The organism is Bradyrhizobium sp. AZCC 1610 (assembly GCF_036924515.1).
Lineage (GTDB): Bacteria > Pseudomonadota > Alphaproteobacteria > Rhizobiales > Xanthobacteraceae > Bradyrhizobium.
In genome coordinates, this window is the sequence record NZ_JAZHRR010000001.1 from 5,388,521 (window position 1) to 5,400,698 (window position 12,178).

Consider the following 12,178-nt stretch of genomic DNA (forward strand, 5'->3'; position numbering starts at 1 on the left):
TCATGACTGCCATATCGATTAGCCGAATAGTCCTTCCCCTGGTGGCGGTTGTTGCCGCCGGTGGCGTTGTCTTCGCCATTCAACACGTCCGCCGCGAGCCGCCGGCTGAAACCATGGCTGCAACGACGGCGCCTGCGACCTCGAAGCCTGCATCTGATACGCGAGTGGCCGCGCTCGCAAAGGCCACATCGGAAGCAAACGCCGTCGTGGACGCGCTGACCGGATCGCCGCCATCGCCGGAGAGCGGCAACGTGCCGACGTTCGACGTTGCCAGCATCGAGCCGACGGGCGAAGCCGTCATCGCAGGCCGGGCAGCGCCGGGCGCAACGGTGGAACTGCTGCGCAATGGCGAAGTGCATGACCGCGCGGTCGCGGATAAATCCGGACAATTCGTCATGGTTCCGCCCAAGCTTCCTTCAGGCACTTACGACCTGACGCTCCGCTCAAAACAGGCGGACGGCACGGTGGCCACGTCCAAACAGCACGTGACGGCGGCGCTGGAGCCGAAATCGACCGACCGGCCGGTCGTGGCGCTGGTCACGCCGGACAAACCCACGGTCGTGCTGTCGCAACCGGCTGGGCCAAAACCGGCGGCCGGCGCCGTGGTCGTGGAGGCGGTCGAGATCGAGCCGGGCGGCAAGTTCCATGTGAGCGGTCAGGCGCGCCCCGGCGTAGCGCTGAGGCTCTATCTCAACGACAGCTTTGTGACGTCGGTAACGGCCGGCGCGGATGGACGCTTTGCCGTCACCATCAACGAAGGGGTCGGACCGGGAAGCTACCGGGTCAGGCTGGACGAGGCGTCAAGTTCCGGTACGGTGCGCGCACGCGCCGAGGTGCCGTTCAACGTTCCCGACACGACCGCGTCCGTGTCGGCGCAGGCCAGCGTGGCCAAGCGCCCGGACACAGCCGGTCCGCAACTGGCGGCCGCAGGGACTACCGTTTTGCCGGACGGAGGCTCGCCGCCCTCCACCGTGGTGGTGCCGAAGATCGCGACCACCACCGTCTCCCGTGGCGATAGCCTCTGGCGTCTCAGCAGCCTCACCTACGGCGCGGGCACGCGCTACGCCGTCATCTACAAGGCGAACAAGGGGCAGATCCGCAATCCCAACCTGATCTATCCCGGCCAGATCTTTGTCCTTCCCGCGCAGTGAAGCGCGGCTAAAAGCATTCAACCGCCGCCGTCGCGGTTGAACGATAGTCTCCGGCTATTCCGCCGCCGACTGCAGCGCCACCTTTTCCGCGCGCACGGCGCAGAACTTGAACTCGGGGATCTTGCCGAACGGATCGAGCGCCGGGTTGGTCAAGAGATTCGCTGCCGCCTCCGCGTAGCAGAACGGCATGAACACCATGTTCTCCGGCACGTCGCGGTCGGAGCGCACCTTGACCTCGACGGCGCCGCGGCGGGTCTGCAGCTTAATGAAATCGCCGGGCCAGACGCTTAAGCGCCGCATGTCCTTTGGCGACATGAAGGCCACCGCCTCCGGCTCGATCTGGTCGAGCACGCTGGCGCGGCGGGTCATCGAGCCGGTGTGCCAGTGTTCGAGCACGCGGCCCGTCGACAGTACCATCGGATATTCGGTGTCGGGCACCTCGTCGGGTGCGATCACCTTCGCCGGAACGATCTTGCCGCGGCCGCTCGCGGTCGGGAAACCCGTGGTGAAGATGATCTCGTTGCCGGGCTTGTCGGGAGCATCGACCGGGTAGGTCACCGCGCCCTCGCGGACCAGCCGGTCCCAGGTGATGTTGTTCAGCGACGGCATCACTTGCGTCATCTCGGTAAACACGTCGGCCGGGCCGTCATAGTTCCACGGCAAGCCCATGCGCTTGCCGATCTCCTGGATGATCCAGAGATCCTGCCGCGCATCGCCGGGTGGCCGGATCACCTCGCGCGCAAGCTGCACGCGGCGGTCGGTGTTGGTGAAGGTGCCGCTCTTCTCGGCAAATGCCGAGGCCGGCAGGATCACGTCGGCATGGAACGCGGTTTCGGTGACGAAAAGATCCTGCACGACCAGGTGGTCGAGCATCGCCAGTGCCCCGCGCGCGTGCTGCAGATCGGGATCCGACATCGCGGGGTTTTCGCCCTCGATATACATGCCGGTGATCTCACCGGCGTGGATCGCGTTCATGATCTCGACCACGGTCAATCCGCGCACGGGATCGAGGTCCTGATGCCAGAGCTTTTCAAAGGGCTCGCGCAGATCGGTGCGCCCGACCGGCTGGTAGTCCGGCAGGAACATCGGAATCAGGCCGGCGTCGGAAGCGCCCTGCACGTTGTTCTGGCCGCGCAGCGGATGCAGGCCGGTGCCGGGGCGGCCGACCTGGCCGGTCGTCAGCGCCAGCGCGATCAGGCAGCGCGCGTTATCGGTGCCGTGGATGTGCTGGCTGATGCCCATGCCCCAGAAGATGATCGAAGCCTGCGAGCGGGCATAGACCCGAGCGACTTCCTTCAGCGTCTCGGCCGGAATGCCGCAGATCGCTTCCATCTTCTCCGGCGGGAATTCCTTGATGCGCTCAGCGAGCTCGTCGAAGCCTTCGGTATAGCCCGCGATATATTGCTGGTCGGTCAACCCTTCGGTGATGATGGTGTGCAGCATCGCGTTGAGCATCGCGACGTCGCTGCCGGGCTTGAACGCCAGATGCCGCCAGGCGTGGCGCGACAGCGACTGCGTGCGCGGATCCATCACGATCAGCTTGGCGCCGCGTTTGGCCGCGTTCTTGAGATAGGTCGCCGCCACCGGATGGTTCACAGTCGGATTGGCGCCGATCACGATGATGACCTCGGCGTCCATCGCAGCCGAAAACGGCGCCGACACCGCGCCCGAGTTCAGCCCTTCCATCAGCGCCGCCACCGATGAAGCGTGGCACAGCCGCGTGCAGTGATCGACATTGTTGGAGCCGAAGCCGGTACGCACCAGCTTCTGGAACAGGTACGCCTCTTCGTTCGAGCCCTTGGCGGAGCCGAATCCGGCTAGTGCCTTGACGCCCTTTTCGTCGCGGATCTTCACCAGCCCCTTGGCCGCAATGTCCAGCGCCTCTTCCCACGAGGCTTCGCGGAAATGCGTGAACGGATTGGCCGGGTCGACCTGGTCGTTGGCATCCTTCTTCGCATTTGGCAGCCGCACCAGCGGCTTTGTGAGGCGATGCGGGTGATGGATGTAGTCGAACCCAAAACGACCCTTGACGCAGAGCCGGTTATGATTGGCCGGGCCATCGCGGCCCTCGGCATAGATGACCTTCTCGTCCTTGACCTGATAGGTGACCTGACAGCCGACGCCGCAGAACGGGCAGAGCGAATCCACCTTCTTGTCGGCGTAGGTGACGCGGGTCTGGTTCTCGTCCAGCATCACCGAGGGCATAAGTGCGCCGGTCGGACAGGCCTGCACGCACTCGCCGCAGGCGACGCAAGTCGATTCACCCATCGGATCGTCGAAGTCGAACACGATCTTGGCGTCGTGGTTGCGATAGGCCATGCCGATGACGTCGTTGACCTGCACCTCGCGGCAGGCGCGCACGCAGAGGCCGCACTGGATGCAGGCGTCGAGATTGACACTCATGGCGGGGTGACTGGTGTCCCCTGCCCAGCGTTCGGCGGCCGGGAAGCGGCTCTCGGTCACCTCGACTTTTTCAGCCCAGTGCCAGAATTTCGAATCGGGATCGTGCGAGGTCTCGCGCGCCGGCTGGTCGGCGACCAGCAACTCCATCACCATCTTCTGCGCTGCGACCGCACGCGCGCTCTCAGACTTCACCTTCATGCCGACGCTCGGCGTGCGTTTGCAGGACGCCGCCAGCACGCGCTCGCCCTCGATCTCGACCATGCAGGCGCGGCAATTGCCGTCGGGCCGGTAGTCCGGCTCCGGCGAATAGCACAGATGCGGAATATCCCGGCCCTGGCGTCTTGCAACTTGCCAGATGGTCTCGCCCGCATTGGCCTCGACCTGCTTGCCGTCGAGTTCGAATTTAATCTTGGTCATTCCGCCGCTTCCTTGAACTCGTCGGGGAAATATTTAATGACGCTCGTGAGCGGATTCGAGGCCGCCTGGCCGAGCCCGCAGATCGAGGCATCGCGCATCGCCTGGCTCAACTGGTCGAGCAGCTCGCGGTCCCAGACCGGCTTTTCCATCAGGATCGCCGCCTTCTGGGTGCCGACCCGGCATGGCGTGCACTGGCCGCAGCTCTCATCCTCGAAGAATTTCATCAGGTTCAGCGCCGCGCCCTTGACGCTGTCCTGCTCGGACAGGATGACGACGGCGGCCGAGCCGATAAAGCAGCCGTATTTTTCCAGCGTGCCGAAATCGAGCGGGATGTTGTCCATCGACGCCGGCAGAATGCCGCCGGACGCGCCGCCCGGAAGATAAGCGCGGAAGGTGTGGCCGTCAGCCATGCCGCCGCAGAACTCGTCGATCAGTTCGCGCACGGTGACGCCTGACGGCGCCAGCTTCATGCCGGGATTTTTCACGCGGCCCGAGACCGAGTAGCTGCGCAGGCCATGACGGTCGTTGCGGCCATGGCTCTTCCACCAGTCGGCGCCCTTCTCGACGATGTCGCGCACCCACCACAGCGTCTCGATATTGTTGATCAGCGTCGGCAGGCCGAACAGCCCGACCTGGAACGGATAAGGCGGCTTGTGCCGGGGCAGGCCGCGCTTGCCCTCGATGCTTTCGAGCAGCGAGGATTCCTCGCCGCAGATATAGGCGCCAGCGCCGCGGCGCATGTGCAGCACGGGCCCGCCCGGCGGCAGTTTGGCGATTTCGCGTTCGAGGATTTCGCGCGAGGCCGGATATTCGTCGCGGATGTAAATGTAGACGTCGGTCGCCTCGACCACATGCGCGCCGATCAGCATGCCCTCGATGAAGCGATGCGGATCGGTTTCGAGATAGAAGCGATCCTTGAAGGTGCCGGGCTCGCCCTCGTCGCCATTGATCGCCATCAGCCGGGGGCCGGGCTCACCAAGCACCGCGCGCCACTTTCGTCCCGTCGGGAAGCCTGCGCCGCCGAGCCCGCGCAGCGACGCATCGTCGAGCGACTTCAGCAGATCTTCCCTGCTCAATTCACCGGAGCGCAGCCGGTTGAGCAGCTTGTAACCGCCACCGGCGACATAGGCGTCGTAGTCGACATACCTGGGCAGATGCGCGTGGGTCTCGCCGGCCTTGGCGGCGGCGAGCACGTTCGTGACCGTGGCATGATCGACGAAGTGATGGCCGACCTCGGCGGCAGGCGCGGTATCGCAGCGCCCGACGCACGGGGCGCGCACCACGCGAATGCCGGGACCGGCACTGTCCTGCAATTCGTGCAGCAGCTTTTCTGCGCCCATCATGGCGCAGGTCAGCGAGTCACAGACGCGGATGGTCAGCGGCGCGATGTCAGGCTCGCCTTCCTTCACCACGTCGAAATGCGCATAGAAGGTCGCGGTCTCGAACACTTCGGCAAACGACAGCTTCATCTCGTCGGCAAGCGCCGCAAGATGCGCCGCCGAGATCTGGTGATAGGTGTCCTGGATCAGGTGCAGATGCTCGATCAGCAGATCGCGGCGCCGCGGCCGATCGCCGAGCAGGAGCTCGATCTCGTGGGCAGCGGTCGGGTCAACCTGGCGGCCCTTCGGCGTCGCCTTGGCCCGCTTCCGTCCCGCGCCCGGATGCTCGAACGAGCGGACTAGTTGTACGTCATGATCCATCGAAACGTCTCGTTCCCTGCCTATCGTTGCGCGAAAGCTTAATCCGTGGCATGCCAGATGCCAAGAGAATTATAGCGCTGTGGTAAGCATTTAAGTCGCAGGCCTCGGCGCGTTAAGATGTATTCCGCGCCCCGCAGCGATCTGCGCCAGTCCTGCCTTGCCCGATGACGAATGAGAGCGCGAATTGATCCCGAGATCAATAAAGCCGTCTCATGCTGCAATTGCGAACGCGCATCGATTTGGGTTTGCGATTGATCAATACGGATTCAAAATGATCGAAAAGGCAGGCTGCGTTATCACGGGGCCCGCTCAGTTCCCGGAGCGGCTGCCTTCTCGATCAGGAAAACGATACGGCTTTCCGCGCGCTCAGCTATCTCGACCTTGTCGCCGGTTTCACGGATCAAGTTAGGGATGTCGATCACCGAGAGCGGATCGGTGCAGTGAACTTCCAGGAAATCGCCCGGCGTGATCGACTTCAACGCTTTGCGCGTTTTCAGCGCCGGCAACGGGCATTTGAGACCAGTGAGATCGAGCTTTGTCGTATTCATGCGAGCGAACATGGCGAAGCCGGGACGCAGCGTCAACATAGCGTTTTCGAGCGAAGCATGCCCTCGGACTTGATCCGGGGTGGGACCGGTTCGCGCGAAGAAAACGCGTCAGCAGAGAGTTTCACATCAGGCTTGCGTAGGACAGAAACCCGACCGTCTGGCCGGGTTCGACCAGTGCCATCTGTTCGCCGAGTTCGACCAGGCCGTCGGTGTCGATCAGCGAGGACAGCAACCCTGCACCCTCACGCGGAAATTTCACCGCTTCGAGCGCGCCATCCGCGGCCTTGCGCAGGCTGACGCGGACATATTCGCGGCGGGCGATCTTCTTCTTGTAGGTGAAGGCAGCGCGCACCGGCATGGGCAACAGCTTCTCCGGCATCGCGCCCGACAGCGCCAGAATCGTCGGCCGCACCACGTGGACGAAGGTGACAAAACTGGCCACCGGATTGCCGGGCAATCCGATGAATGGGGTGCCGCCGATGATGCCCATCGCGACGGGGCGTCCCGGCTTGATCGCCATCCGCCACAGCACCAGCCTGCCGACGCTTTCGACGCTCGCCTTGACATGGTCCTCCTCGCCGGTCGAAACGCCGCCGGTGGTGAGGATCAGATCATGGGTGCCGGCCACGTCCTGCAGCGCGCGCGCGAGCGCGGCGCGGTCGTCCCTGAGGATGCCGAGATCGCTGACCTCGCAGCCGAGCCGCGCCAGCATCGCCATCAGCATGTAACGGTTGGAATCGAACAATTGCGCCGCGGCGCGCGCTTCGCCCGGCGAGGCCAGCTCGTTGCCGGTGGAGAACACCGCGACACGAATACGCCTGACAACATCGAGTTGCGTCAGGCCGAAGGCCGCTGCGAGCGCGACATCCTGTGGCCGCAGCCGCTGGCCGGCCGTCAGCGCTGCAAAGCCTGCCGGAATATCTTCGCCCGCGGGACGCACATTGGCGCCGGGCTTGAGGCCCGCGGGAAGCACGACCTTGTCGCCTTCGACGCGGACGTCTTCCTGCATGAACACGGTATCAGCGCCTTCGGGCATCGGCGCTCCGGTAAAGATGCGCATCGCCTGCCCGGGCTTGAGCGGCGCAGAGACGGAGCTACCCGCCTGAACGCGGCCGATCACTGGAAATGCCTGTTCTTGCTGCTGCGGCAGGTCGCGGCTGGAGACCGCATAGCCGTCGACGGCAGAATTGGTGAAGGGCGGCAGCGGCAGCGGCGCCAGAATGTCGTGCGCGAGAATGCGGCCATCGGCGCGGGCGAGCGTCACCGTCTCGACATCCACGACCGGCGTCACGCGCGTGGCAATGAGACCGACGGCCTCATCGACCGACATCATCGGCCCGCCGAAGGCAAAGCAATCGTCGGACAATTGCGCCATGTGCCTGATCAGCCCTCAGCTTCGCATTTCGCCAGCACGTCTTCGAGCGATATCGCCGATTTCAGCATCATCGCCGCCACCGCCTCGATATCATCGAGATGGGCGGTCGGCAGCGTGGTTTCAACCGGGGTGTCGGTCGCGATTCCGACGATGCCGGGATCGTCGGGAAACAGCAGCGGTTTTTCATTCGCGGCGCGATAGACCTCGATCTTGCGATGCGGCTCGCGCTTGAAACCCTCGACGACGACGAGATCGACCGGCGACAGCTTTACCAGCAGTTCCGGCAGCCTTGGCTCGCGGGCGCCGCGCAGCTCGTGCATCAGGGCCCAGCGCTGGCTGGAGGACACCAGGACTTCGGCCGCACCGGCCTCGCGATGCTTCCAGGAATCCTTGCCGGGCACGTCGACATCGAAAGCATGATGGGCGTGCTTGATGACGGAAACGCGCAGGCCGTCTTTCAGGAAATGCGGAATCACGCGCGTCAGCAAGGTGGTCTTGCCGGCGCCGCTCCATCCCGCGAGGCCAATTACTTTCATTACGTTCTCCGGCGGCGTCGTTAGTATCGCCGTCATGCCCGGGCTTGTCCCGGGCATCCACGCCTTGACGCTAACGCCGAAACAAGGACGTGGATGGCCGGGACAAGCCCGGCCATGACGGATAGACCGTGACTTGTCAGCCTTGGTGCTTATATCAGCCCCACGACAAAGTCATGCTAACCTGCGGACATGATGAAAATCGAGAAAGCCCCCGCCCCCCTGATCGTGCCGAATCCCGAGGATCCGCGGCTGACCGAGCGCGTCACCGGGACCGACCAGACCGGCTCCGCCGTCGAAATCCGGGTGCCGGTGGAACGGCCGCTGACGCTGTATCTGAACGCGCAGGAGATCGTCACCATGATGACGATCGGCGACTATCCGGAATATCTGGCGCTCGGCTATCTTCTCAACCAGAACATGCTGAAATACGACGATGTCGTCACCGAGGTCGAATATGACGACGACCTTCAGGTGGTGGTGGTGCGCACCGAGCACCACACCAATTTTGAGGCAAAACTGAAGAAGCGCACGCAGACGTCGGGCTGCGCGCAGGGCACGGCGTTCGGCGATCTGTTGGAGGCCGTCGAAAGCGTTGCGCTGCCCAAGGCAGAATTGCGCACCTCCTGGCTCTACCAGATGACGCATGCGATCAACACCATGCCCTCGCTCTACCTGGAAGCCGGCGCGATCCATGGCTGCGTGCTGTGCAAGGAAGGCACGCCGGTCTGCTACACTGAGGACGTCGGCCGCCACAACGCGGTCGACAAGATCGCCGGCTGGATCTATCGCCACGGCGTCGATCCCGCCGACAAGATCCTCTACACCACCGGCCGGCTCACCTCGGAGATGGTGATCAAGACGGTGCGAATGGGAATTCCCATTCTCGTCTCACGCTCCGGGTTTACGGCGTGGGGTGTCGAGCTGGCGCGGCAGGTCGGGCTGACGCTGGTCGGGCGCACGCGCGGCAAACGCTTCATCGCACTGTCCGGCCAGGAACGCATCGTGTTCGACCAGGACCTCGACTATGTCGCGGAGGAATCGGCGCGACACAAGCGCAAGGGCGAAGATCGTGACGAGTGACGCGACGGCCGCGGTCACAATTCCCGGCGTGCTGCTCGCCGGCGGACTGGCGCGGCGGATGGGCGGCGGCGACAAGCCGATGCGCACGATCGCCGGCCGCACTATCCTCGACCGCGTGATCGCGCGGCTCAAGCCGCAATGCGACGGCCTCATCCTCAATGCCAATGGCGATCCCGCACGCTTTGCGGCGTTCGGACTTCCGGTCATTGCAGATGGCGTCTCCGATTTTCCGGGTCCACTCGCCGGCATTCTGGCCGCACTCGATTGGGCCGCGGCCAATCGGCCTGACGTAAAATTTTTTCTCAGCGCCGCCGCGGACTGTCCGTTCCTCCCACGCGATCTGGTGTCGCGGCTGTATGGCGCGCTCGAAGCCGAGAATGCCGAGCTTGCCGTCGCCGCTTCCGACGGGCAATCGCATCCAGTAATCGGGCTTTGGAGCGTCGGTTTGCGAGAACAGCTTCGCCACGCACTCGTCGTCGAGGATATCAGGAAGATCGATCGCTGGACCGCGCGCTTCAAGCTCGCCACCGTGACATGGCCGGTCGAACCGCTCGATCCGTTCTTCAACGCCAACACCATGGACGACATCGCGGAAGCGGAGCGGCTGGCGGCGCTGGATGGCGGCTAGGCTCGTGCCCCGGACGCTGCGCAGCACCTAAAGCGCGTTCACGCGCGTCTTCAACGCGCTATGGTGATGCGCTGCTGATCCGGGGCCCATGGTCGCCCCAGAGATCGCCGCCAGAAGAGAATGGGTCCCGGCTCTGCGGAGCAGCGTGAAGAACGCTGCACCGCGTCCGGGACACGGGAGATCGGACTTCGTCATCGCGTGCATACCGCCTCTACCCCGCCAACGGCACCGTCCAGGCGTCATAGCCATAGACCCAGTCGGTATCGGTCGTGCCGCTGAGCCAGGTATTGGCGCGCGAGGTCTGCTGGATGCGCGCGAAGTAATCCGGCAATGCCCGTCACGATCGCGTTGTCGACGGCTATCAGGCCCGAACCGAGTCAGGCCGGCCGAAACCCCGCCTGCTCCAGCGCGGCGCGGCCCTCGTCCGACGCCAGCGCGTCAAGGAAGGCCTGCACGGCCGGCCGTTGCTTGCGCGCCTTTACCAGCGCAAAATCATAATGCTCTTCGGCAAAGGGAATGAAACCCAGGTTTGACGCATGCGCGACCGGCGCAATGGTCATGCCCCAATCGGCGCGGTGCTGCGCGACCGCAGCCGCCACCGCATTGTGCGAGCGCGGCTGATTCCAGTAGCCGTCCGGACGCGCGCCGCCGAGCAGCCGGTCGATCAGGATGCGCGTGCCCGCCCCCTGGTTGCGATTGACCATGATGCAGGCAGGATCGGCTAGAGCCGCGCGCACCGCGTGTTCCGCATTCAAGCCCTCGAAACGCCGGTCGCCCTTACGGAACACGATACCCTGCATGCGACGCCAGCCCGGCACCAGTTCGAGCCCGTCGCTGAGATAGGGCGTGTTGTAGGTCTCGGTCTTCTCGTCGAACAGATGGATCGGCGCAAAATCGCACTCGCCGCGCTTGGCGGCCGCAAGGCCGCCGAGGCTGCCGACGGCGATCGAGCGTACGACGAGCCCGGCATGCGCTAATGGCGCCGTGACGAGATCGAGCCCGGTGCAGTGGCTCCCGATGACGACGATATCCGGCACCCGCACATGCGGGGTGAACAGCATCACCTCGGTCTCACTGCCGGCCGGCATCTGGTCAGCCAGCGCGTCGATGCGCAGAAAGCCGTCGGCCTGCGCAAAGGAGGTGATAGCGCCAGAGCCCTTGCCTGTGGGGTACGCGATCAACCCATCCGCGCCTTCGACCAGCGACACCATGACGAATTCGGTGCGGCCGAGTTCGGAGGCGATCCGTACCGGTACGCGTGCATTGACCTTGGCGTCCGAACGCGGCGGCAGCCCCGCCATCCGCCGCAGCACCGGCACGATCATGTCGTGGAAAGTAAACATCGCCGAGGTCGGAAATCCCGGCAGGATGATCACCGGCTTGCCATCGCACACCGCGAGGCACAGCGGCTTGCCGGGCTTCAGCGCCACGCCATGGGCGATGATGCCGGGTTGGCCGACCCGGCCGATGATGCGGTGGGACACGTCGCCCGCGCCCTTCGAAGTGCCGCCTGACAGCACCAGCATGTCGCTGGTCTCCAGCGCCTTGCGCATTACGGCTTCGAGCTGTTCCTCGTCATCGGCAACGGCGCCGAGAAACACCGCCTCGCCGCCATTTTCGTTCACCGCCGCTGCGACGATCGCACCATTGGCGTCATAGATTGCGGCAGGAGGCAGCGGCTGACCGGGCTGCACCAGTTCGTCGCCGGTGGAGATCACCGCAACGCGCGGCCGGCGCGCGACGGTGACGTGCGCGATGCCGCAGGCCGCCAGCATGCCGATCTCGCGCGAGCCGATGATAGTGCCAGCGCGCAGCAGCGCCTCGCCACGGGCGATATCGGAGCCGGCATAGGACACGAATTGTCCGGGGGAAGCGGCACGGCGGATTTCGATCGCACGAGATCCTGAGGGCTGCGTGTGTTCGACCATCACGACGGCGTCTGCCCCGCGCGGCACCGGACCGCCGGTCGCGATCGGCGTGGCTGTTCCCGACAATACCGGCCGCGTCGGCGCGGTGCCGCAGGCGATCACCTCGTCGTTCAACATCACGCGGACCGGCGAAGCCTCGCCGGTAGCAGCGAGATCGGCGGAACGCACCGCAAAGCCATCGACATTGGAACGATCGAACGGCGGCACGTCGATCGGCGCCACCACGTCCTCGGCGAGCGCGCAGCCAAGTGCGTCGGCGAGCGGACGCCTTTCGCTCGCGATCGCGCGCGGGAACAAGGCGGCTTCGAAACGCGTCAGCGCATCCTCGCGCGACAGGATCGTCAGGAACTGGTCCTGCTCGTTATTGTCGCGATCTCTGGGCGAGGGCGTATTGGTCATTCCCGAACTCATA

At 64.7% G+C, this 12,178-nt stretch carries 9 protein-coding genes; 3 read left to right on the forward strand and 6 right to left on the reverse strand.

Annotated features, from left to right (window positions below):
- The first annotated feature begins 2 nt into the window (after positions 1-2).
- Positions 3-1,151 (forward strand): LysM peptidoglycan-binding domain-containing protein, encoded by a 1,149-nt coding sequence (locus tag V1279_RS26595; RefSeq protein ID WP_334441982.1) that lies wholly within the window; start codon positions 3-5, stop codon positions 1,149-1,151.
- A 54-nt stretch (positions 1,152-1,205) separates the two neighbouring features.
- On the opposite strand, the gene fdhF is transcribed toward V1279_RS26595, so the two are convergent.
- The 5 genes from fdhF to mobB form a co-directional block, all read right to left on the reverse strand.
- The gene (fdhF, locus tag V1279_RS26600) at positions 1,206-3,971 is read right to left on the reverse strand and encodes a formate dehydrogenase subunit alpha (protein WP_334441985.1); all 2,766 of its coding nucleotides are present in this window, start codon (positions 3,969-3,971) and stop codon (positions 1,206-1,208) included.
- Positions 3,968-5,671 carry an NADH-ubiquinone oxidoreductase-F iron-sulfur binding region domain-containing protein gene (locus V1279_RS26605; RefSeq protein WP_334441987.1) on the reverse strand — a complete coding sequence of 568 codons (1,704 nt, stop codon included), beginning with the start codon at positions 5,669-5,671 and terminating at the stop codon, positions 3,968-3,970. Before V1279_RS26605 ends, fdhF begins: the two co-directional genes overlap by 4 nt.
- A 296-nt stretch (positions 5,672-5,967) precedes the next feature.
- The gene (locus V1279_RS26610) at positions 5,968-6,219 is read right to left on the reverse strand and encodes a sulfurtransferase TusA family protein (RefSeq protein WP_334446583.1); all 252 of its coding nucleotides are present in this window, start codon (positions 6,217-6,219) and stop codon (positions 5,968-5,970) included.
- A gap of 121 nt (positions 6,220-6,340) precedes the next feature.
- Positions 6,341-7,594, reverse strand: coding sequence for a molybdopterin molybdotransferase MoeA (locus V1279_RS26615; protein ID WP_334441990.1), 1,254 nt, complete (start codon positions 7,592-7,594; stop codon positions 6,341-6,343).
- Between the two features lie 8 nt (positions 7,595-7,602).
- Positions 7,603-8,130, reverse strand: a complete 528-nt coding sequence (mobB, locus tag V1279_RS26620) for a molybdopterin-guanine dinucleotide biosynthesis protein B (RefSeq protein ID WP_334441993.1) — start codon at positions 8,128-8,130, stop codon at positions 7,603-7,605.
- Between the two features lie 189 nt (positions 8,131-8,319).
- On the opposite strand from mobB, the gene V1279_RS26625 reads away from it, so the two are divergent.
- Together V1279_RS26625 and mobA are read left to right on the forward strand one after the other, a co-directional pair.
- On the forward strand, positions 8,320-9,210 hold the full coding sequence (locus V1279_RS26625) for a formate dehydrogenase accessory sulfurtransferase FdhD (protein WP_334441995.1): 891 nt from the start codon (positions 8,320-8,322) through the stop codon (positions 9,208-9,210).
- Positions 9,155-9,838 carry a molybdenum cofactor guanylyltransferase MobA gene (gene mobA / locus V1279_RS26630; RefSeq protein ID WP_334441997.1) on the forward strand — a complete coding sequence of 228 codons (684 nt, stop codon included), beginning with the start codon at positions 9,155-9,157 and terminating at the stop codon, positions 9,836-9,838. Before V1279_RS26625 ends, mobA begins: the two co-directional genes overlap by 56 nt.
- Positions 9,839-10,215: 377 nt before the next feature.
- On the opposite strand, the gene V1279_RS26635 is transcribed toward mobA, so the two are convergent.
- Positions 10,216-12,177 carry a molybdopterin biosynthesis protein gene (locus tag V1279_RS26635; RefSeq protein ID WP_442894821.1) on the reverse strand — a complete coding sequence of 654 codons (1,962 nt, stop codon included), beginning with the start codon at positions 12,175-12,177 and terminating at the stop codon, positions 10,216-10,218.
- Between the last annotated feature and the right edge of the window lies 1 nt (position 12,178).